General features: G+C 67.3%; 25 protein-coding genes and 1 pseudogene. 15 read left to right on the top strand and 11 right to left on the bottom strand.

Annotated elements, in window-relative coordinates; all coding sequences use genetic code 11:
- Positions 1-216 precede the first annotated feature (216 nt).
- Entirely contained in the window at positions 217-2,235 is a 2,019-nt protein-coding gene (gene adhE, locus Q9G87_RS49910) for a bifunctional acetaldehyde-CoA/alcohol dehydrogenase (RefSeq protein ID WP_305923723.1), read from the bottom strand.
- Between the two features lie 228 nt (positions 2,236-2,463).
- Positions 2,464-2,889, bottom strand: a complete 426-nt coding sequence (locus tag Q9G87_RS49905; RefSeq protein ID WP_305923830.1) for a respiratory nitrate reductase subunit gamma — start codon at positions 2,887-2,889, stop codon at positions 2,464-2,466.
- 315 nt (positions 2,890-3,204) lie between these two features.
- Between Q9G87_RS49905 and Q9G87_RS49900 the strand changes: the two genes are divergently transcribed.
- Complete coding sequence (locus Q9G87_RS49900; protein ID WP_305923722.1) at positions 3,205-3,708, top strand: hypothetical protein; 504 nt, start codon at positions 3,205-3,207, stop codon at positions 3,706-3,708.
- A gap of 358 nt (positions 3,709-4,066) precedes the next feature.
- A pseudogene (locus tag Q9G87_RS49895) lies at positions 4,067-4,285 on the top strand (hypothetical protein); the annotation flags it as partial.
- Positions 4,286-4,302: 17 nt separating this feature from the next.
- Here the strand turns inward: Q9G87_RS49895 and Q9G87_RS49890 are convergent.
- Genes Q9G87_RS49890 through Q9G87_RS49870 form a run of 5 tightly spaced genes read right to left on the bottom strand, consistent with a single transcriptional unit; the run spans position 4,303 to position 8,811 of the window.
- Positions 4,303-5,121: a class I SAM-dependent methyltransferase gene (locus Q9G87_RS49890; RefSeq protein WP_305923721.1), complete on the bottom strand. Its 819-nt coding sequence runs from the start codon at positions 5,119-5,121 to the stop codon at positions 4,303-4,305.
- 14 nt (positions 5,122-5,135) lie between these two features.
- Positions 5,136-6,746: an ABC transporter permease gene (locus tag Q9G87_RS49885; protein ID WP_305923720.1), complete on the bottom strand. Its 1,611-nt coding sequence runs from the start codon at positions 6,744-6,746 to the stop codon at positions 5,136-5,138.
- Positions 6,743-7,675, bottom strand: a complete 933-nt coding sequence (locus Q9G87_RS49880; RefSeq protein WP_305923719.1) for an ABC transporter ATP-binding protein — start codon at positions 7,673-7,675, stop codon at positions 6,743-6,745. Before Q9G87_RS49880 ends, Q9G87_RS49885 begins: the two co-directional genes overlap by 4 nt.
- Positions 7,668-8,342 (bottom strand): TetR family transcriptional regulator, encoded by a 675-nt coding sequence (locus tag Q9G87_RS49875; protein ID WP_305923718.1) that lies wholly within the window; start codon positions 8,340-8,342, stop codon positions 7,668-7,670. Before Q9G87_RS49875 ends, Q9G87_RS49880 begins: the two co-directional genes overlap by 8 nt.
- A gap of 55 nt (positions 8,343-8,397) precedes the next feature.
- Positions 8,398-8,811 (bottom strand): hypothetical protein, encoded by a 414-nt coding sequence (locus Q9G87_RS49870; protein WP_305923717.1) that lies wholly within the window; start codon positions 8,809-8,811, stop codon positions 8,398-8,400.
- A gap of 546 nt (positions 8,812-9,357) precedes the next feature.
- Here Q9G87_RS49870 and Q9G87_RS49865 point away from each other — a divergent pair.
- From Q9G87_RS49865 to Q9G87_RS49825, 9 genes are all read left to right on the top strand, one after another.
- Positions 9,358-9,747, top strand: coding sequence for a hypothetical protein (locus Q9G87_RS49865; RefSeq protein ID WP_305923716.1), 390 nt, complete (start codon positions 9,358-9,360; stop codon positions 9,745-9,747).
- A 450-nt stretch (positions 9,748-10,197) separates the two neighbouring features.
- Positions 10,198-10,689: a carboxymuconolactone decarboxylase family protein gene (locus Q9G87_RS49860; RefSeq protein ID WP_305923715.1), complete on the top strand. Its 492-nt coding sequence runs from the start codon at positions 10,198-10,200 to the stop codon at positions 10,687-10,689.
- Positions 10,690-10,786: 97 nt separating this feature from the next.
- Positions 10,787-11,665 carry an RNA polymerase sigma factor SigJ gene (sigJ, locus tag Q9G87_RS49855; RefSeq protein WP_305923714.1) on the top strand — a complete coding sequence of 293 codons (879 nt, stop codon included), beginning with the start codon at positions 10,787-10,789 and terminating at the stop codon, positions 11,663-11,665.
- Between the two features lie 72 nt (positions 11,666-11,737).
- On the top strand, positions 11,738-12,619 hold the full coding sequence (locus Q9G87_RS49850) for an SDR family NAD(P)-dependent oxidoreductase (protein ID WP_305923713.1): 882 nt from the start codon (positions 11,738-11,740) through the stop codon (positions 12,617-12,619).
- Positions 12,620-12,844: 225 nt separating this feature from the next.
- Positions 12,845-13,435, top strand: coding sequence for an alcohol dehydrogenase catalytic domain-containing protein (locus Q9G87_RS49845; RefSeq protein ID WP_371825953.1), 591 nt, complete (start codon positions 12,845-12,847; stop codon positions 13,433-13,435).
- Positions 13,432-13,887: a DUF6463 family protein gene (locus Q9G87_RS49840; protein WP_305923712.1), complete on the top strand. Its 456-nt coding sequence runs from the start codon at positions 13,432-13,434 to the stop codon at positions 13,885-13,887. Before Q9G87_RS49845 ends, Q9G87_RS49840 begins: the two co-directional genes overlap by 4 nt.
- 615 nt (positions 13,888-14,502) lie before the next feature.
- Positions 14,503-14,760, top strand: coding sequence for an AbrB/MazE/SpoVT family DNA-binding domain-containing protein (locus tag Q9G87_RS49835; RefSeq protein WP_305923711.1), 258 nt, complete (start codon positions 14,503-14,505; stop codon positions 14,758-14,760).
- A gap of 43 nt (positions 14,761-14,803) precedes the next feature.
- Entirely contained in the window at positions 14,804-15,205 is a 402-nt protein-coding gene (locus tag Q9G87_RS49830) for a hypothetical protein (protein WP_305923710.1), read from the top strand.
- Between the two features lie 190 nt (positions 15,206-15,395).
- The gene (locus tag Q9G87_RS49825) at positions 15,396-15,740 is read left to right on the top strand and encodes an SPW repeat domain-containing protein (RefSeq protein ID WP_305923709.1); all 345 of its coding nucleotides are present in this window, start codon (positions 15,396-15,398) and stop codon (positions 15,738-15,740) included.
- A 150-nt stretch (positions 15,741-15,890) separates the two neighbouring features.
- Here the strand turns inward: Q9G87_RS49825 and Q9G87_RS49820 are convergent, their stop codons facing one another.
- The gene (locus Q9G87_RS49820; protein WP_305923708.1) at positions 15,891-16,724 is read right to left on the bottom strand and encodes an SDR family NAD(P)-dependent oxidoreductase; all 834 of its coding nucleotides are present in this window, start codon (positions 16,722-16,724) and stop codon (positions 15,891-15,893) included.
- 101 nt (positions 16,725-16,825) lie between these two features.
- Here Q9G87_RS49820 and Q9G87_RS49815 point away from each other — a divergent pair, with 101 nt between their 5' ends.
- From Q9G87_RS49815 to Q9G87_RS49810, 3 genes are all read left to right on the top strand, one after another.
- Positions 16,826-17,434 (top strand): TetR/AcrR family transcriptional regulator, encoded by a 609-nt coding sequence (locus Q9G87_RS49815; RefSeq protein WP_305923707.1) that lies wholly within the window; start codon positions 16,826-16,828, stop codon positions 17,432-17,434.
- 276 nt (positions 17,435-17,710) lie between these two features.
- Positions 17,711-17,914, top strand: a complete 204-nt coding sequence (locus Q9G87_RS61065) for a transposase family protein (RefSeq protein ID WP_371825952.1) — start codon at positions 17,711-17,713, stop codon at positions 17,912-17,914.
- 34 nt (positions 17,915-17,948) lie between these two features.
- Complete coding sequence (locus tag Q9G87_RS49810) at positions 17,949-18,134, top strand: hypothetical protein (RefSeq protein ID WP_305923706.1); 186 nt, start codon at positions 17,949-17,951, stop codon at positions 18,132-18,134.
- A gap of 656 nt (positions 18,135-18,790) precedes the next feature.
- On the opposite strand, the gene Q9G87_RS49805 is transcribed toward Q9G87_RS49810, so the two are convergent.
- Positions 18,791-18,946, bottom strand: a complete 156-nt coding sequence (locus Q9G87_RS49805) for a hypothetical protein (protein WP_305923705.1) — start codon at positions 18,944-18,946, stop codon at positions 18,791-18,793.
- A 293-nt stretch (positions 18,947-19,239) separates the two neighbouring features.
- On the opposite strand from Q9G87_RS49805, the gene Q9G87_RS49800 reads away from it, so the two are divergent.
- Positions 19,240-19,557 carry a hypothetical protein gene (locus Q9G87_RS49800; protein WP_305923704.1) on the top strand — a complete coding sequence of 106 codons (318 nt, stop codon included), beginning with the start codon at positions 19,240-19,242 and terminating at the stop codon, positions 19,555-19,557.
- A 23-nt stretch (positions 19,558-19,580) separates the two neighbouring features.
- Here Q9G87_RS49800 and Q9G87_RS49795 read toward each other — a convergent pair whose 3' ends face one another.
- Both Q9G87_RS49795 and Q9G87_RS49790 read right to left on the bottom strand, forming a co-directional pair.
- Positions 19,581-19,778 (bottom strand): ferredoxin, encoded by a 198-nt coding sequence (locus Q9G87_RS49795; RefSeq protein WP_371825951.1) that lies wholly within the window; start codon positions 19,776-19,778, stop codon positions 19,581-19,583.
- On the bottom strand, positions 19,775-20,475 hold a 701-nt coding region (locus Q9G87_RS49790), incomplete at its 5' end, for a cytochrome P450 (protein ID WP_305923703.1). The genes Q9G87_RS49795 and Q9G87_RS49790, both read right to left, overlap by 4 nt.

Here is a 20,475-nt window from a genome sequence, read left to right as displayed (position 1 = left end):
GGCCCTTCGCGCCGGAACAGGCTTCGGCTTGGCCGTAGGTGACTTCGACGCGGCCGCCCATGCCGTTGCCGATACCGGAGATGCGCGGCACCATCCGCCACGACAGCGGTGCGGGTGGTTCCACCTACCATGGCTAGGTTTCCATCTATCGTGACCCGGCTCACCAGCACCGCTTGACGGTCGCCCGGCCAGATAGCTCTGAAGAATTTCGGCCGTTTATCTCCAAAGCTCACAGGTGAGGGCGTCGAAGCCGCTGTCGGCGGTGACGACCGGAGGCAGGTCCGCCGCCAGGTGCGGGTCGACGATCGCGACGCTCGGCGTCAGCGCGTAGTCGGCCAGGGGATACTTCTTACCCGTCGCGGTGTCGGTGATCACCGCGAACGGCGTGACCTCCGCGCCGGTGCCCGAGGTGGTCGGCACGCAGACCAGGCGGGCCAGGTCGCCGAGCGGCGGGAACTTGAAGGCGCGCTTGCGGATGTCGAAGAACTTCTGCCGCATGTCGGCGAAGACGACCTCAGGGTGCTCATAGCGCAGCCACATCACCTTGGCGGCGTCCATCGCTGACCCGCCGCCGAGGGCGATGATCGTGTCTGGCCGGAACTGGCGCATCAACGCGGCGCCCCGGTCCACGGTCGCCACGGTCGGCTCGGGCTCCACGTCGTCGATGATCTGCAGCGCCACCCGCTCGGGGCGGCGGCCGAGGACCGTGATGATCCGGTCGACGTAGCCGAGCCGGGTCATCGTCGGGTCGGTGACGACGGTCACCCGGTGTACGTCCGGCATGTCGGCCAGGTAGCGGATCGCGTGCGACTCGAAGTAGATCTTCGCGGGGATCTTGAACCATTGGAGGTTGTTGGTGCGCCGCCCGATCCGCTTGATATTGAGCAGGTCGACGGCCGAGACGTTGTGGGAGACCGAGTTGCGGCCGTAGCTGCCGCAGCCGAGGGTCAGCGACGGGATGAAGGCGTTGTACATGTCGCCGATGCCGCCCTGCGACGACGGGGCGTTCCAGATGATCCGGACCGCCTTGACGCGCCGCCCGAACTCCTCGGCCAGCCGGTCGTCCCGGGTGTGGATCGCGGCGCTGTGGCCGAGGCCGCCGAACTCCACCATCCGCTCGGCCAGGATGATCCCCTCCTCCCGGCTGCCCGCGCGCAGCACGGCCAGCACCGGGCACAGCTTCTCCCTGGTCAGCGGCTCGGCCGGGCCGACCTGAGTGACCTCGGAGAGGATCACCGAGGTGTCTTCGGGCACCTCGAACCCGGCCCGTTCGGCGATCCAGCTCGCCGGCCGGCCGACGACGTCAGGGTTGAGCCTGGCCTGCGAGCACGACTGGCCGGATGCGGTGACGCCGAACAGGAACTCCTCCAGCTTCCGCTTCTCCACGGCATTGGCCCGGTAGGCGTGCAGCGCGCCGAACGCGGCCAGCGCGTCCTCGTACACCGCCGCGTCGATGATCGCCGCCTGTTCGGAGGCGCAGATCATGCCGTTGTCGAACGCCTTGGACAGCACGATGTCGTTGACGGCCTGCCGCAGGTCTGCCGACTGCTCGATGTAGGCGGGCACGTTACCCGCGCCGACGCCGAGCGTCGGCTTGCCCGCCGAGTACGCCGCCCGCACCATGCCGTTGCCGCCCGTCGCCAGGATCGTGGCCACCCCGTCGTGATGCATCAGCGCGCCTGTGGCGGTCAGCGACGGCTCCTCGATCCACTGCACGCAGTGCTCCGGCGCGCCCGCCGCCACCGCGGCGTCCCGGACGATCTTCGCCGCGGCGGCGCTGCACTCCTGGGCGGCCGGGTGGAAGGCGAAGACGATCGGGTTGCGGGTCTTCAGCGCGATCAGCGCCTTGAAGATCGTGGTCGAGGTCGGGTTGGTCACCGGGGTGATCCCGCAGATGACGCCGACGGGTTCGGCGATCTCCACGATCCCGCTGATGTCGTCCCGTGAGATCACGCCGACGGTCTTGAGCGCAGCCATGCTGTTGGTGACGTGCTCACAGGCGAAGATGTTCTTCACCGCCTTGTCCTCGAACACCCCTCGCCCTGTCTCCCGCACGGCGAAGTCAGCGAGCTCCGCATGCTCGTCGAGCGCGGCGACGGACGCCTTCTTGACGATGTGGTCGACCTGCTCCTGGCTGAAAGCCGCGTATTCGTCCAGTGCTTTGAGAGCGTTCCCGACCAGAGTGTCGATCATTTCGTTGATGGAGGTCGGCACGTCCGCGACCGTGCTGGTCATCTGGGTCACCTCAGGGACTCGTCGTGTCGGTCACTTTCCAGCATCCCGATCCACCGATCCCCACGCCGGAGCGTTCCGACCCTGATCATGAGGCCGAAAGACACCACGATTCCGGGACTTTTGGCTGTACTGGATCCCTTCGGACTGGTGACTTTCAGCACTTCCCCGGTCCGTTCTCTGGTCCCGGAGACGGTTCCCGGGACGGCCGGACGGACGCGAGCTTGGTGATCAGCGGGACGGTTCCCAGCCGCGCCGGGCGGTGGGCCTGCCCTCGTCCCTGCTGCGATAGACCTTGTACGGCCGGGTGAGGTAACCGACCGGCGCGGTGAGCATGTGCACCAGCCGGGTGAACGGCCAGATCGCGAAGAGCACCAGCGCGCTGAGTGCGTGTAGCTGGAACAGTAGGGGAGCGTCGGCCATCAGGGCCGGCTCGGGCTGGAAGTAGAAGATCGACCTGAACCAGGGCGAGACGGTGGTCCGGTAGTCGTAGCCGCCGCCGGTGATGTTGGCCAGGACGGTGGCGGCCAGGCCGAGGGCGATGGTGACGGCTAGGACGGCGTACATCAGTTTGTCGTTGCGGGTGGTGGCGCTGAACACCGGGCCGACGGTGCGGCGGCGGTAGATGAGGATCGCCAGGCCGCCCACGGTGGCGATGCCTGAGCTTGGGCGCCGTCTGCCACGTGTGCCACTGCGCGACCGGCGTCTACGTCGAACACAACCACGACAACCTCCAAGTCCGCCGGCTGGCGTGCCGCCACTGCAACTTCAACACCCAGCTGGTGGCGGCAAGGCGCGGCATGACCTCCAACCTCCCAAGATCACCGACAGAGTCGCCCATAGGGCTCACCGCCCGACTGACCGCGTTCCGTGTCGCGAGCTGGAGAGGATGGATTAGTCCTACTCCAAATCTGTGCATCCTCCCCGCGTGCCAACCCGCATCATCAAGTGGGTGCCAAGCACACTGCTGGCATGGACCAGCAGGGTGCGATGGCGGCGTCGGAGCGAGCGCAGTACGCGGGCGCTGTGTACGGCTCTCTGCTGGCCGCATCCGTGATCGTCGGTTCCGCGGCGGAAGGCGAGCCGCCTGCCGCGGGCGAGCTCATCATCCTGCTGATCTGTACGGGAGTGGTGTTCTGGATCACCCACTCCTATGCTCAAGTCGTGAGCCACGGATACCCGGCGAAGCCCCTCACCTGGGCACGTTTGCGTGCGGTCGTCAAGCACGAATGGCCGTTGGCGCAGGCTTCCTTTCCGCCGGCTATCGCGGCTGCCTTCGTCAACGCGCTGGATGGGTCCAATGTGGTCGTGGCCTGGGTGGCGTTGTCCGTCGCTGTAGCGAGCCAGGTCGTCTGGGGCGTTTTGGCGGCAGCCAGAATCCGCTCCACCAAGTGCGCCCTGATCGTTTCCGGGGCGGTCAATCTCGTTCTCGGCTTGACCCTCGTCGCGCTCAAGGTCGCGGTCTCCGGCCACTGATCCCATCCTCGACGGCGACCGCGCCGACGAGCTGCTGGACCTGGCCCTGTCTCGGCTGAATCTTCCAGCAATATCTCGACAACCACTGCTTCCCTCGGCCCGTCTGGTGGCGGGGAGGGCGATAAGCCCGACCTTCACCAAGATTCCCGACAGAGTCACACCCAGTGCCGACGCTGCGGCCGCGCCGTACCCGAACTCTCCGGCTTGTCATCTCGCATGACAACACCGTGAGAGCGTCGACACCGCAGTCGCAGAGCCGTGGCGGCCCTCGGTGGAGCGGACCGCCTGTCGGGTGTTCCCGCGGTTGATGATGACGCGTGAGTTGTATTTGTTCTTCTCTCCTTGACAGGAGGAGAGGGCGTGGGCGCGGGAGAAGACCGGCACCGATGAACACCTGTTGGCGTTGACGCTCGCGCTCAAGTGCTTTCAGCGACTGGGCCGCTTCGCCAAGGCTCGCGAGGTGCCAGTCGTGGTGGTGGAGCACGTGCGGCGGTGTCTGGAGCTGACGGATCGCGGGATCGCGGCCCTGGTCGACCCGGCCCGGCTGGCGGCGATGGACCTGCCCGACCCGGCGTGAGTCGCCGGCCGGAATCGTCAGAAACGGTAGTGCGCGACCGTGGTGCCCAGCCTGGAGAAGGTCGTGCTGAGCGCCGACAGTCGGGTCCACAGGCGCAGGGCCGTCGGGAACTGGTCGACCTCGGGCTCCCGGGTGAGCAGGATGTGCCGGATCAGGGTCAGTCGCGGGTTCCACCGTACGGGGTCGAGGCGGTCGAAGCCGGGGGACTTGAAGAGGGGAACTAGGAACCGGCTGCCAGAGTAGTGTTTCGCGGCCCAGACGGTGAATCGGGTGTAGACGTTGAACGCTATCTCCCCGCTGGGAAAGTGGCTGGTGAGACGGTCCAGCAGAGTGATTATCTCTTCCTGGGAGAGGAAGGGCAGCACGCCGTCGGCGACGATCACGGCGGGGCGGTCGGCGGGGAGCGCCTCCAGCCAGCCGGGCTCGGTCAGGTCCGCGCCGATCGTGTGCGTGTGCGGCCGATCGGGGATGACCCGGTGCCGGGCGTCCACGACTTCGGGGAAGTCGACGTCATACCAGTCAGCCGTGGGCGGCGGGTCGATGCGGAGGGCCCGGGTGTCGAGGCCGGCCCCAAGGTCGATGCCGATCGCGTTGGGATGGCGGGCGATGAACTGCTGCGCGATCTCGTCCAGTTTCTTGGCGCGCTGGGCGACGTCGATGGCCGAGGCCGCGCTCCAGCGGAGTTTGCGGTGGTCGTAGCCGGTCTTTTGGATGATCTCGTAGGCCATGCGGTCTCCGAGCATGGGGCTTGGCAGGCGGCTGTCGAGTGCTCGGCCGCACAGCGTCACCCACAGGGTTTCCTGCAGCGGGGTCAGGGTAGGAAGGGTCACTCCCATGATGTCCTCCAGGCTCAGGTGGTGGGCATGTCGCGTCGGGTGAATCCGGCCAGGCCGACCGCGACGAAGGCTGCCGCGGCGACGGTCATGATGATCAGAGGCGCGGCCGCCATGTCCCCGCCGGGAAGTTTCGGTACGTGCTCGAAGACCGACAGGTCGATGACCCATTGGTCGAGCTGCAGCTCCCCGCCGACCCAGCCGAACAGCATGGTCACCATGGCCACGGCGAACGTGCCGGCGACCAGCCGGGGCAGCAGCCCGAACAGCGCGAACGCGATCCCGGTGAACACCCACACCACCGGGAGCTGCACGAGTGCGGCGGTCAGGAGCCGGGGCAGCTCACGGGCGACGTCGCCGGTGTTGAGTCCGTGCGCCAGGCCGGCGGCCGCCCCGAAGGCCACCACCCCGAGCGCAGGACCGAGCAGCGCGAAGGCGAAGTGGCTGCCCACCCAGCGCAGCCGCTTGACCGGCGTGGCCAGCAGGGGCTCAGCCCGGCCGTCGCGCTCTTCCTTCCTGAGCAACAGCGCGGACTGGATCGCGAAGCAGGCGCTGACCAGGCCGAGCATGGTCATCATGGGCACGAGGAACTGGTCCACGAGCGTGCCCGGACCGCCGAGCCGGGCGAGCACCTCTCTCGCCGCGGCACCGCTGTTGTCCATCAGCGCGCCGAGGCTCGCCGACATCGCGCCGATCACCAACCCGACCAGCGTGAGCCCCGCGACCCTGCTGATCAGCGGGCCGCGGTGCAGCCGCCAGGCCAGCGCCAGCGGGCTGCGCAGGCGCGGTCCCGCGGCGGCCGGCCCCAGCCGGGCCTGGAACATGCCGCTGCCGAGGTCGCGCCGCGCCGACAGCACTACGGCCAGCGCACTGAGCGCGATGACGACGATGGCTGCGGGCGCGAGGACCCACCAACGTTCGCCGCTGTAGGGCCGCAGCGCCTCCGCCCAGCCGAGCGGCGTCAGCCACGACACCCAGGCCGGCCCGTCACTGCTCTGTCCCGCGATGTCCCCGATGCCGCGCAGGATGAGCGCGGCGCCGAGCACGGTGATCCCGATGGCGCGTGCGCCGCCCGCGCCCGTCGTGAGCTGCGCGGTCACGGCGCCGATCGCGGCGAACACGCAGCCGGCCGTCGCGAACCCGAGCCCGAGCGCCAGGGAACCCGCCACCGGCAGGTCCTGGCCGATCAACGCCAACGCCGACGCCACGCCCAGGACGAGGCTGGCCACACAGGTGACGATCAGGGCGGCGGCCAGGTTCGCGTGCCGCGCCACCGCGGTCGCCCCGACCAACTCGCGCCGCCCGGCCTCCTCTTCCGTACGCGTGTGCCGGACGACCGTGAGCAGGGCGAGCAGCCCGACCATGAACGTGACGAACCCCGACCGCCAGGCCACAAGCTCGCCGAGGCTGGAGCCGTTCAGCACGCCGTAGGCGACGGTGAAGGCCCTGGTGTGGACGCTGGTCTCGTAGTAGGCCTGACGAGCCTCGGCCGTAGGGTACGCCCCGGTGAACGCGCCGACGAACACCACGGGGACCAGGCAGATGAAGACCACCCACAGGGGCAGCAGCCACCGGTCACGCCGCAACACCAGGCGGACGAGCTTTCCGGTGCCGGTCAAGGGGTTCATCGTGCCGCCTCCGCGTGCCTGCCAGCGGCGCTCGCGCCCGCGCGGTCGTAATGCCGCAGGAACAGCTCCTCCAGCGTCGGCGGCCGGCTGACCAGGCTGCGCACGCCCGCTGCGGTGAGCTGACGCAACGCCGCGTCCAGCGCGGCGGCGTCGACGCTGAAGCGCACCCGGCCGCCGTCGGCACGCAGACCGTGCACCCCCGGCAGGCCGGCCAGCCCGTCCGGTGAGCCGGCCAGCTCGGCCTCGATGGCGGTGCGGGTGAGGTGGCGCAGCTCGGCCATGGTGCCGGACTCCACGGTACGGCCGTCGCGGATGATCGTGACGTGGTCGCAGAGCGCCTCGACCTCGGAGAGGATGTGGCTGGACAGCAGCACCGTACGGTCACCCGCGCGCTGCACTTCCTGGATCGTCTGCCGGAAGACCTCCTCCATCAGCGGGTCCAGGCCGGAGGTGGGTTCGTCGAAGACGAGGAGTTCGGCATCGGAGCACAGCGCGGCGACCAGGGCCACCTTCTGCCGGTTGCCTTTGGAGTAGGTGCGGCCCTTCTTGCGCGGGTCGAGGTCGAAGCGTTCGATCAGTTCGTCCCGGCGCCGCCGGTCGAGGCCGCCGCGCAGCCGGCCGAGCAGGTCGATGGCCTCGCCGCCGGACAGGTTGGGCCACAGGGTGACGTCGCCGGGCACGTACGCCAGGCGGCGGTGCAGTTCGCCGGCCTGTGTCCAGGGGTCGCCGCCGAGCAGCCGGGCGGTGCCCGCATCGGGGCGCATCAGGCCCAGCAGGATCCTGATGGTGGTGCTCTTCCCCGCGCCGTTGGGCCCGAGGAATCCGTGCACCTCGCCGACCCGTACGACGAGGTCGAGGCCGTTCAGTGCCCGGGTCGGGCCGAACGACTTGACCAGTCCGGCCATAGTGATGGCATCGGTCTCAGCCATGATGGGTGTCCTTGCGCTGGAAATGATCTCCCTGCTGGGCCTCCCAGGCGGTCCGGGCGGCCTTGAGCATCGTGTCGTCCACGTACATGCCGTGGGTGTAGATCTCGATCATGGGCAGCCCGACGCGCTGCAGCACGTCGAGGCCCATGCGTTCGTAACCGAGCGCCCGCGTCAGGGCTGGCGCCATGGTCAGCGTGGCGAGGCTGATCAGCACGGTGAGCACGGCCAGCGCCCGCACGTCCGAGGAGGGGCGCATCGAGCCATCGGCGATTCCGGCTTGGAAGAGCTCCTCGGTCTCCTCCACCAGCGTGTTGACGAACGTGGTGGCCGCCGAGGAGTCCTCCTCGATCGCGCGCACCATGTACTGCACGTGGAGGCCGTATTCCTCCGGGTTCGCCAGATATTCGCGGGACAGATCCTGCACGCCGGCCGGGCGGGCGGAGGTCCGGGCCCGCCGCACCAGTATCTGCAGGACATGGTCGTCGCAGACGCTGCGCAGATGGTCCTTGCTGCCGAAGTGGCGAATGATCAGGGCGGCGCTCACTCCTGCGGTGGCCGCGATGGCACGCAGGTTTGTCTTCTGGAAGCCGTCGCGGGCGAAGTGCGCGATGGCGGCATTACGGATCTTGGCCTGAGCAGTCAGATCCGATGAAAGAGCTGAACACATGTTTACTACAATAAACACGTGTTCAGTGGCGTGGCAACCGGGGTCAGTAACGTGGTTAGGATGATCTTTCCGTGGACGTCCCGTCGTTCGAGTGCCCGATGCGCCTCGGCGGCCTGGGCGAAGCGGGAAGCAGCCCCCCGATTCGCGGCCGGAGGTGACGCCCCAGTGCGAGCTCGAAGAGGTGCGTGAGGAACGCCGCGACCTCCCGGGGCAGCGTGCAGAGGGCCGTGCGCTTGCCAGGCAGCAGGTTCAGCATTCTGTTGCGCAGCGCGTCGCGGATAGTGTCGGCCAGTACGTGTCCGGGCCGGCCCATGAAGGCGTAGCCGTCATCAAGGAACACCTGATCTGTCTCATCGCCGACAACGAGGACGCGGACGGCTCCGGCGGCCAGGCCCGAGGGCAGGGCGAGGCCCTGCGCCGCCTGGTACGCGACAACCCGGGCTACGCACTGAGCATCAGCGGCCCGCACCCGCTCAGCGCGACGGTGTGCGGCCTACACCCAGGCCGCACACGCCCTGGCCGCCGCCCGTACCACCCCTGGTCGTGTGGCCCTTTACCATGGCCAGAGCCCGCTGGAGAGACGACCTGCTGACTAGCGGCGCCGGCATCCACGACGTCGTCCACGCCCTCCGCATCACCACCGCCTGGATCACCTGAGCACCGTGCACAACCAGCACCCGGAGTTGAGCACCATGCACAGTGGCCCGAAGGTGCGACGTCTTTTACGGTCTTGGCGACGGTCCATCTGTTGCTCGGGGACGATGACGCCCGTCCGGCGACTGGGGTCTGTCACGCGATCGAACGCTGCAATCAAGCAGGGAGAAACCGTGCACGATAAGGCAAAGGCCGGCATCGTAACGCTCGGAATGCTCAACACCGGTACCGCCGTGGCGGCGCCGGCGGGAGGGTTAGGGAGCGCCGCTCCGACAACGAGGGTGGCCGCAGCCGCGGCGGACAGCGTCGGCAGCGCTTTTCAGTCGGCCGCTGCGAAGCCCGTGTGCTTCGCCTTTTGCGCGTGAGGAAGAAGAAGTTCATCGGGAAAAAGTGCAGGCTCACCAAGGACAAAATGATCGCAAGCACTGAAGGCAGAGGCCCGACGACCCTGGTGATATCCAAAAGCAAGGCGGTGTCGGCGGAGGTGTCAACGACCATAGCGGCCGACTACGACCTGATCTCCGGTGAAGTGGGTTTCAAGGTCTCCAAGAGCTACTCGGTAGAGATACAGACGCGCTATGAGGTGCCGAAGGGAAGGATGGGGTACGTGGAGGCCTACCCCTGCTACAAGGTGTACACCTTCGAGATGTGGTCGAACGGCAACTTCGGGAGTGAGGAGAAGTTCCTCGGCTTCGGCATGGCGATGAAGCCCGTCGGGGTTCACTACAAGCAGTGGACCAAGAAGGCGTGACACGGTGAGCGGGCGAGGCCGATCTCAACTCGGGGGCCGGTGATCGATTTCGGCCCGGTCTCCCCGGGGGACAGGGAACTCACCCGGGGCCGCTCGTTCTGTGTCGACGATCACGGAGTTACGTGATCGCCGACATCGATGGCGGCGGAGCAGGGGTTCCTGTAGATCACGGAAGAGGACGTCCCGGAGTCCGGCTTCAACGACCGCGGAAGCTCATCAGGTGGCGGCCCTGGGTCATGAGCTTAAACCCCAGCGCCCGCCGCATGGCCAGGTTGTCCTGAGGCGCCGAGCGCGGCGCCGGCTTGGCGGAGTTCGGCGGCCCTGCGGACATCAGCGGCCATGCCCGTAGCGTCGCGAGAGGGAGACGCATATCACATTCGGTTGGCTGTGACATTTCGCCGGACCGTTTCGTCGGTGGGGTGTAACAGCCAACACGACAAGGAGGACAGTGTGAACGCCCGTCTCAACTTCCTTGGCAGCCCGATCGCGGCGAAGCTGCTGAAGCATGTCTTGTCCGCGGGCAAGGTCGCGCATGATCCGGCCTTGCCTGCCACGACGCAGGAACTGGTGGCGCTCCGCGTCAGCCAGATCAACGGCTGCAGCGTCTGTGTCGACATGCATACCAAGGCAGCCGCGTACGCGGGGGAAACTTCGGTGCGGCTCACTCTGGTTGCGGTGTGGCGGGAGGCGCAGGTCTTCACTGACGCCGAGCGGGCCGCGCTGGAACTGGCCGAACAGGGCACCCGCATCGCCGACGCCGCGGGTGGTGTCTCCGATGAGGTCTGGGCGAACGCCGCCAAGCACTACGACGAGGACGAGCTCGCCGCCCTGGTGGGCCTCATCGCCATCGTGAACACCGTCAACCGGCTGAACGTCATCACCCAGCAGCCCGCCGGCGACTACCAGGTAGGCCAGATCGGCCAGATCGGCCAGCACGGATAGCGACATTGATCATGTTGCGGCCAAGGGAGTCGGCGACATCATGACCATCCCGTCCGAGCGAGGACATGGTCGGCTCGATCCGAGCCTGAGTACGATCATGAGCGAGCGGCGTCAGCTGATCAACCTCGCCTACCGGCTCCTCGGCTCCCTGGCCGATGCCGAGGATGTCGTCCAGGAGACCTACGCCCGCTGGTACGCGATGTCCCGGCGGCAGAGGGAGGCCATCGATTCGCCCGGCGCCTGGTTCACCACGGTCGCCAGTCGCATCTGCCTCGACCTGCTCGGCTCGGCACGCGCCCAGCGCGAGAGGTACGTAGGCGAATGGATCCCGGAGCCGCTGCCCGATCGTACGGAGTGGACCGACGGGCGGCCGGGCGGCGGCAGGGTCGACCCGGCCGACCGGGTCACCCTTGACGAGTCGATCAACATGGCCTTCCTCGTCGTGCTCGAATCGATGACTCCGGCCGAGCGCGTCGCGTTCATCCTGCACGACGTCTTCTGCTACTCCTTCGCTGAAGTGGCCGTGGTCGTCGGCCGTAGTCCGGCGGCATGCCGCCAGCTGGCCTGGTTGGCCCGCCGCCGCGTTCACGCGGCTGAGGTGCCCGCGGTTCCGACGGCCCAGCAGGCCAGGATCGTCAGGGACTTCAAGCAGGCCTGGGAAGCCAAGGACATCGACGCTCTCATCGGTCTCCTCGCCCCCGACGCCACGGGGACCGCCGACGGTGGCGGCTTGGTCAGCGCCATGCTCCGCCCGATGGAAGGCGGTCAGCGCATCGCCCGCGCCTTCGTCACCGTCGCCGGTCTGGCACCGGGCCTGACGATCCTGGAGCGTACGGTCAACGGCCAGCCCGGCCTGGTGGTTCAGCAAGACGGTGTCACCGTGGTGGTGCTGTCGTTCGATGTCGTGGGCGAACGGATCAGGCACATCTGGTCGGTCCTGAATCCCGAGAAGCTCCGGCCTTGGACGACGGGCTGACGGCCGAGCCGGGAGCGCCGGCCGCTCCCCGGTTCCCTAGCGGGAAACGACACTCCTGCAGTCAGACATGTCATGAATCTGGATCAGGAAAGGAAGCAGGAGGTGACCGTGATGGAGCAAGGAAGGGTTTCGCTGGCCGGGCGGGTTGCGGTGGTGACCGGGGCGGGGTCCGGTATTGGCGCGGCGACCGCGGCAACGCTGGCGTCCCTGGGAGCGCGGGTGTGCTGCGCCGGACGTACCTTCGAGAAAGTTGAGCGGACGGCCGAGACGATCGTGGCGGCCGGCGGCGAGGCGTTCGGGGTGCGGGTCGACGTGGCATCGCGGGAGGACAACGAGGCGATGGTCCGCGAGACGGTTGCCCGTTATGGCGCCGTGCATATCGCACATCTCAACGCTGCAATAGGGCATTGGGCTGGTGTTCTGGACTACCCGCTGGAGGAGTGGGACCGCACGATGGCGGTGAACCTGCGTGGTGTGCTGCTCGGTCTGCAGGCAGCGGGTCGAGCGATGCGTGACGTGGGTGGTGGCTCGGTTGTGGTCACCTCGTCGGCGGCCGGGCTCACCGGTGTGCGGATGTCACCGGCGTACGCGGCGTCGAAGCACGGTGTGCTCGGTCTGGTCAAGTCGGCTGCCCTGGAGCTGGGGTCGGTCGGTATCCGGGTCAACGCCATCTGCCCTGGATACATCGCCAGTAACGATCTCATGCGGAGGCTGGGCGAGGAGCTCGGTGTCGCCAGCCGGTTTCCTCTGGGCCGACCGGGGCGCACCGGGGAGGTTGCCAACCTGGTCGCGTTCCTGGCCAGTGAGAGCGCGTCATTCATCACCGGCAGCGTGTTCACCATCGATGGCGGCTGGCTGTCCGGTGGCATTGACCTCGGAAATGACGCCGAGGATCAGACAACCAGCGCCGACCGGATCGCCGCCGTCACCAACACCTACTCCCAGAACTCCTAGGGGCTCGAAAAGCACCTGGGGCAAACGCGCGAAGGCAGCCGCCAGCTGGCTAACGCCCGAGGCCGGGTGACCCAGGGAATCCCAACCTGGGGCGCGTAAGACCGGCTCCACGCGTCGGAACCGTCACCAGGCGTCCCCGCAGATCGCTTCCGACCAAGAAGGTTCAAGGCCAGTCATTCTGCCGGGCGCGACGAGACGCGCCCGGCGTCTACGGAGGGTTCTCCCATGAGCGAAGACACGACGGCGACGGCACGGATGCGCGCGATCATCCAGGAGTCCGCGGGCGGCCCTGAGGTGCTGACGCCGGCCGAGGTGGACCGTCCTGAACAGACGCTGACGGAGGTCCTGGTCCGGGTGCACGCGGCCGGCGTCAACCCGACGGACTGGAAATCACGGGCGCACGGCAGGCTGCTGGGCGATCCGCCCGCCATCCTCGGCTGGGACGTGTCCGGGATGGTCGAAGCCGTAGGCCCCGGGGTCACCCGCTTCCGGCCCGGTGACGAGGTTTTCGGCATGCCGCGCTTCCCACACAAGGCAGGCGGCTACGCGGAGTACGTGACCGCACCGTCACGGCACTTCACCCGTAAGCCGGCAGGCCTCGACCACGTACACGCCGCGGCGCTGCCGCTGGCGGCGCTCACCGCGTGGCAGGTCCTGCACGACACCGCGGACGTGCGGCCCGGTCAGCGCGTGCTGATCCATGCCGCGGCCGGCTCCATGCGTTGGATGACCTACGCGACGGACACTGGAGACCGCGTCGGAGTGATCGGGGAGAAACTGCGGGCGGACCGGTGCGGAAAAGGGATGTCGCGATGAACTCCAGGAAGCGGCTGCTCCGCTGGGCAAGCGGGATCATGCTCGTGCTGGGCACAGGGCACCTGTCCTTCCTGGCGCTCGTCGCCTGGGGGGACATCACCGGCTGGGTGGATCGGGGGATGTGGGCAGCCGTCCCGGTCGTCCTCACGGACGGGGGCGCCGCTCAGACCGTGGAGTCCCTTCAGAACGAGGTCACCTTCTGGGCCGGTCCGGGAAGCTTCGCCGTGCCCGTCATTCTGCTGGGCTGCCTGACATGGAACCTTGCTGGACGCGGGGTGGCCCTGCCCGCCGGAATCGGCTGGGGCCTCGCGGCGTGGTGTGCGTTAGGCGGCGTCCTTCTTGTGCCGTCCCCGTTCTTCGTCGGGATCATCTCCGCAGCACTCATCATCGTGGCAGCGCAGAAGGACGACCGGCCGCAAGCAGCCCGCGGCCGGGAGACGGACCTGACGTGATGCGCACCCGCCGATGGCGGTGAGGGAGGCCGGGGACCTTCAGGAACACCTCGTCCACGATCTCGAAGATCGTCTCGTCCGAAGCGGGCCGGTGGTCCAGGAGCATCTCGCGCCGGACTCGTGCCGGAGAAGATCGACGGGCAGTGAGACGACGCGCGGGCTCAGCGGCGCCGAGGAGACCTCCCTCTGGCGGATGAGTGCTCCACTGAGTGCTCCACGATGCGCGTCATCACGCCCTTCATGTGGGGCTCGGTCCCGCTGACCGACAGGTTCAAGGAGATCGATTCCGTACGAGATCGCGACGGCTACGTCGCCGGGCTCAGCGGCTCACCGTGGTCTCCCGTTCCATATGTGACAGCTTCTCGGGGTTGCGGACGGCATAGAGCCCGGAGATGAGACCGTCGTCGATGCGTACCGCCAGGACGGTGTCGACCTCGCCGTTGAGCTCGATGATCAGCGCCGGGTAGCCATTGACCTGCGCCGACTCTCGTCCTGGCCGAGGCCGACCGGCGCAAGGAGGGCGGTTTCCATGGGCAGGAAGTTATGATTTCTTATACATTTCATACTCACTCCTTGGGGGAGTCTGGCGAGTGAGACGACCAAGGGGGCCTGCTCATGGCTGTATCACCTCCGCCGCCGGGCAAGCTGGCGGGCACCGCAAGGGTCGGCGAGAAGGGTCAGATCGTCATCCCGAAGGACATCCGTGACATGTTCGGGATCAGCCCGGGCGACACTCTGCTGCTGCTCGCCGACGTCGGCAAAGGCATCGCCGTCCTGCCCAAGGAGATGGCGGTCGGGCTGGTCGAGACCGTCCTCGGCGAGTCGCCCGCCGCGACGTTCGACAATCGGGGAGAGGCCAGTGGATCAGGCTGAGCAGACCCAGCAACGTCGGGCAGCAAGACCGTGGCATCTGTGGGTGGTAGGGCTCGTCTTACTCGCCCTGTACCTCGTCGGTGCGCGTGACTACATCTTGACCAGGACGCTGAACCAGGGGTACTTCGCCGAACAAGGCTACGGACCTGCCCAGATCGCGTACTTCACCGACTATCCGGCGATCCCGGCCATCTTCTGGACCATCAACATCGCCGCCGGCCTCGCAGCGGCCCTGCTGCTGCTGTTCCACTCCCGCCGGGCGACCCTGGTCGCGTTGATCGCCGCGGCGTCCCAGCTGTGTCTGCTCGCCATCACGTTCGGATTCATGGACCGATGGGCCATCCTCGGGCCCCGGTTCTCCCTCGTCGACATCGGCGTGTGGGTGCTGACCGTCGGCCTCTGGCTGTACTGCCACGCGATACACCGGCAAGGCGTCCTCCGGTGACGCCGGGCCGGCGGCGCAACGGCCACGATCGTCGCGGCCGCAAGGGCATGACCCGCGCCCCGGCCGCGCTGCCACAACCCGAACACGAAAACGTGGGAATGATGGCTCCGTCCCGGAGCGGGACAGCCGGACGGGCCATCGGTTTCTGGAATCAGCTGACCGGTGGTTTCCGGTCTGCGCGGGGGTTGATATGAAAGCATGGTCACGCTGGCAGGACTGGGCGATCCTGGCCGCCGGCCTCTACGGGATTCTCTCCCCACTCTGGTTCGACGGCGAGCGAGGAGCCACCGGCACACTGCTCACTTTTGGAATCCTCATCGTCGGCACTGCCGTCGTAGCTCTCGCGAGACCGGCCATGGTGTGGGCGGAATGGGTGAATACCGTGTGGGGCACGTTGATGCTCACCGCCCCGTGGGCGTACGGGACATATGACGACAACTGGGACGTGACGTTGACATCGGCGATCGTCGGTCTCGTCACGATGGCCCTCAGCCTCCATGCGGCGAACACGGGCAAGGCAGCACAGCGTAGCTGAAAACCGGCCCGCGCTCGGAGAAACCCCAGCTCAAACCGTGTGCGCGATTTGATGCGCTACAGGCGTGTTGTGCCCGGAATGAGACGAAGCTCCAGTTAGCAAGGGTCTCCCTACAGATCACTTGCTCGTGGAGGGGCGCGAAGAACCGGGCTAGGAGGGCATGGCGTCGAGGATGTCGGCGTTCCTGGCGGTCACCGCGTCGATCATGGTGCGGTCGGTGTGTGCGTAGAGCTGATTTGCCTGGATGGCCGCGATCACGATCGTGCCCACAGTGTCAGCGTGGAGGCCGTGCCGGGCGAGTGTGGCATCGCCTTGTCCGGCGAGCTGGCGTTCTTCCGGGGGCAGGTTGCCTCGGACCGCGCTGTTCGTGCTGATCTTTGTGCTGACCAGGTCGGGGCACAGGACCGTGACGCCGATTGGGTGGCCCGCAGCCCGCAGGTCGAAGTGGAGCGCCTCGGACAGGGCGATCACCGCGCTTTTGGACGTCCGGTAGGTGATACCGGACGAGCCTGCTTGGGTGGAGTTGGGGTGGGTGGCGAGCCCGGCGGCCGAGGAGACGTTGACGATGTGTCCGGCCGCACCGCGTTCGATCATGCGTGGCAGGAACGTCTGCACGCCGTTGACGACGCCGCCGAGGTTGACGCCCAAGACCAGGTCCCACAGCCGGTATCCGAGCTTGGGCAGGCTGTCGGGCAGCCGGATGCCCGCGTTGTTGCACACCACGGATACGGGCCCCAGGCGGCGTTCGACCTCCTCTGCAGTGCTTTCGAAGCCAGTGCGGTCGCACACGTCCAGCTCGAACACGCCTATTGCGTCTGCGCTGGACAGCGCCGATAGTTGCGCGCCCGCCTGGTCCAGGGCGTCGCGATCGACGTCGGCGATCGCCACGTTCGCGCCCTCGCGGGCGAAGGCGCGCGCCATGCCGAGGCCGATGCCCTGGGCGCCGCCGGTGATGAAAACGGTCTGGCCGCTCAACGAGTCCATCTGGGTCCTCCTTCGCGAGACGAGTACATCGTCTACGTCATAGTCTCGCTCTATCGATATAGAGACTCTATTAATGTAGCGACTACTGTAAGGTCAGGGGAATGACGGAAGCGACCGGACTGCGGCACCGTAAGAAAGAACGGACCAGGCGACAGCTGATCGACGCCGCCCTGCGCCTGTTCAAGGAGCAGGGCTACGAGCAGACCACGATCAGCCAGATCGCCGAGGCGGCCGAGTTGTCCCCGAGCACCTTCTTCCTACACTTCAGCTCGAAGGACGACGTGGTCTTCGCCGAGCATCGTCATCGCATCGACTTGGCCCTGCTGGCCATCGGGGACCGGACGGCCGGTGAGCCTCCGCTCGATGTCCTGGTGCGCGCGATCAACCGCGTGGCGGCCTCGGAGCGGGAATTGCTGAACATCGCCAGCGAATCGGGGCGGCTTCGGGTGAGCCTGCTGCTGTCCGTACCGGCGCTGCGGGCACGCGCCTTGCTAGTGATCACGGATGCGCAACGCCAGGTGGCCGCCGAGTTGCAGACTGCCTATCCGGACATCCTCGACCCGGTCGGCGCAGCGACCATGGTGGGACTGGTCAGCGGCGCCGTGGTTGGCGCGGCCATCGCGGCCGTGGAGGCAGACATGGACGGCCAGGGCATCCAACGGGCTGTCACCGACGCCCTCGACACGGCCGCGCGGGCCTTTCGGCCGTGATCTCGTCCTGCATCGACACCTCGCGGGCACCCCAATGACAGGGCGGGCGGCACTGGGGCTGCTGCTGACCCCCGGGCCGGAAGCCAGGACCGCCCGCACCAAACAGCAACTCGACGGGATTCGGCGCATTGTCGGCGTACAGGTGAACGTGCAAAGGCAAGTACGCGCAGAGGGCTCTGTCGCTGATCTTGTGACGCAGGATGATCTCTTCCTTGATCATGTTCGGCCTGCAGTTCTGGATCTCTTGAGGAGTTACTCCCGCATCTGGCCGGGGTCGTGGTTGAGGCAGTGGGGCGAGCGGCCGTATTGGTAGCCTTGCACGCTCGCGTTCGAGCAGCCACAAGCGCCTGCTCAGGCTGCGGGCAGGCCTCGAGTCGGGTGCATGGCCGGTATGTCCGGCGATTGAGGGACGCCGCGCTCGGTGGGGTCACAACTGTGCTGCCGGTGACGGTTCGCCGAGCAAGTGGCCGGCCTGACTAGCCCGCATGCCCGATACACGCCCCTGCTCCGCAAGATGTTGGCCTTGGTCGCCGTGACGATGGCCGCCCGTCCTGGTGCGCGACTGGCGGCCAGGCTCGGGCTTGAGGTGGCCAAGGACATCTTGCTGCGCCTGGTGCGCGCCGCCCCGGAGCCGAAGGTGGGCTCGCTGCGGGTCGTGGGGGTCGACGACTTCGCCCTGCGCCAGCTTATCTTGAGCTGATCGCTTGGGCGGAGGCTGTGACCTGCATCCTCTTGTTGAGGACGATGTCTTCGACGAGGCGATGCAGGTCGTTCTGACGCTGTGTAAGCAGGGGCCGATTGTGATCGAAGAGTGTCCTCGGGCTGCCTCGGGTTCATCCGCGACCGGGAGGCCGGTGGCGCGGAGTTGGCCGAGGGCGTGGGCGAGGTGCCGGCGGAACCGCTGGTTGTCGGCGGTGAGTTCGCGGTTCCGGATCAGAGCGGTCTCCAGACGGCGAGCGATCGAGCCGTCGCTGCCGCGTTGGGTAGCCGGAGCGGCGGACGGTAGCGGCCCGGGGTCAGGGTTCGGAGGCGTTCGATCTCGGCGCGGATGTCCGGCTGGGTGTAGAGCCAGGAGCGTGCGACCTGGGCTTCTCTGAACTCCGTTTCGATCTTGGTCTGGATACTGATTCGCTGATCCTCCGCGAGCGTGTGAGGATCTGGGTGTCCCGTCAACAGGCGTCGGCGCCCGAGGTCCTGAGGACCGAACCGGTGGGAGTAAGAGGCGGCTCACGGGGCGGCCGTATGCGTGACATGCGATCGGTGTCCTGAGTAGACCCCATCGGAACCCGGCTCATTGCTTCCCAGGGGTGGTAGGGAAGCCGAGGTCGACCGTGGTGTGGCCGCCTGTTCGTCGATCTATTTGGCCAGCTTGTCGTTCGCGCCGGCGAGGCTGACTCGGAGTCCTTCGATTTCGCCGAGCCAGCCTTCGCGTTCAGCCTCGGCGATGCGGGCGATGAGGTTGTCGCGGATTTCTGCGATGCGTGGCCGTTGGACGAGATCAGGCCAATGCATACTGCAACGCAGGCAGCTGACGCCCTCTCGGCACCCCAGATAACGTCAGCGCCTCCCCGATCACCGAGACATCGTCACGGCGGTGCCACAACACATTGACCAGCGACAACACATGCGTCCGCCCGCACGTTCGGCACCGCGACCGGCGCGGCCGGATCCGCCGCCGCCAGCCGATACCCCACACCGTCCGCGGCTGCGCCCAGCCCCACGGGCACAGATGCCCGGCACAGTCCGGGCAATGCAGCCCGCCTTCGCGTAACCGGCGCTCGACGCCGGCCTCGTCCTTGCCTACCGTGAGCATCGGTGCCTCCAAGCACCGCACCACGGCCCTTCCCGATCACGTCGCGCCACGACAGGGAGATCGGGCAGAGCCGTTGTCTTCCCTGGACATGCTCACGCTGTCGTCGCGCACCAAGGACAGCAACAAGAACACCAAGATCGATTCAGATGCCCAGCTGGAGCGACGCGGCGACACTGCCCAGTGGCCAGAACGAATGACGCCTAACAGCACCTTCGAGCCGGTGCTGGTGCCCAAGCGGGCCGGCCGCATCTCCGACGGCCGGGGCGACATGATCATCAGCCCCGTACCAGAGCGTATACCTCCGTCCTGACCCCTGATCACTCCGGGTTGTGCTTACTCCTCCAGGATGGATAGGGCTCGGGACGGGCACAGGGGGACGGCGTCGCGCGCCCGTGCCGCGGTTTCGTCGTCGGGGTGGTCACTCAGCAGGACCACGATGCCGTCGTCGTCTTGGTCGAACACGGCCGGCTCGGTCAGGACACATTGACCGGAGCCGACGCACACCCCGATGTCCGCTGTGATCCGCATCATGCCCCTTCTTGCCAGGTGACGGGGAGTTCGTAGGCGCCGTAGATGACGGCGTCGGTCTTGAACGGCAGGTCCTCGACCGGTGCCGCCAGGCGCAGGGTGGGGATGCGGCGGAACAGCGTGTCGAAGACGATCTGCAGTTCCATCCTGGCCAGGTTCTGGCCAAGGCACTGGTGCGGGCCGAATCCGAAGGCGAGGTGGTGGCGGGCCCCGCGCTCGACGTCCAGGTCGGCCGGGTTGGTGAACACCGAGGGATCGAAGTTAGCCGACAGGCCCGAGACGATGACGCCCTCGCCGGCCTTGATACTCACCCCGCCGATCTGCACATCCTCAATAGCCACCCGGGAGGTGACCACGTCAGCGATGCTGAAGTAGCGCAGCAATTCCTCCACGGCCATGAGCGTCTTGCCCGGGTCGGCCTTGATCAGGGCCAGTTGCTCCGGGTGGGAAAGCAGCCCGATCACGCCGAGCGAGATCATGTTCGCCGTGGTCTCGTGCCCGGCAGACAGTAGCAGGAAGGCCATGCTCACCAGGTCCGCGTGATCGAGCGTGCCCTCCTCGCGCTGCCGAGCGATCTGCCGGCTGAACAGATCGTCGCCCGGTTCGGACTCCTTACGGGTGATCAGATCGTCCATGTAGGCGCGCAGTTCGGCGAAGGCTCGCTGGCGGTCCTGCGTCGAGGAGGTCCGGCGCACCACCA

The organism is Nonomuraea turcica, from assembly GCF_030718205.1.
Classification (GTDB): domain Bacteria; phylum Actinomycetota; class Actinomycetes; order Streptosporangiales; family Streptosporangiaceae; genus Nonomuraea.
This window is presented reverse-complemented; position numbering and strand designations above follow the sequence as displayed.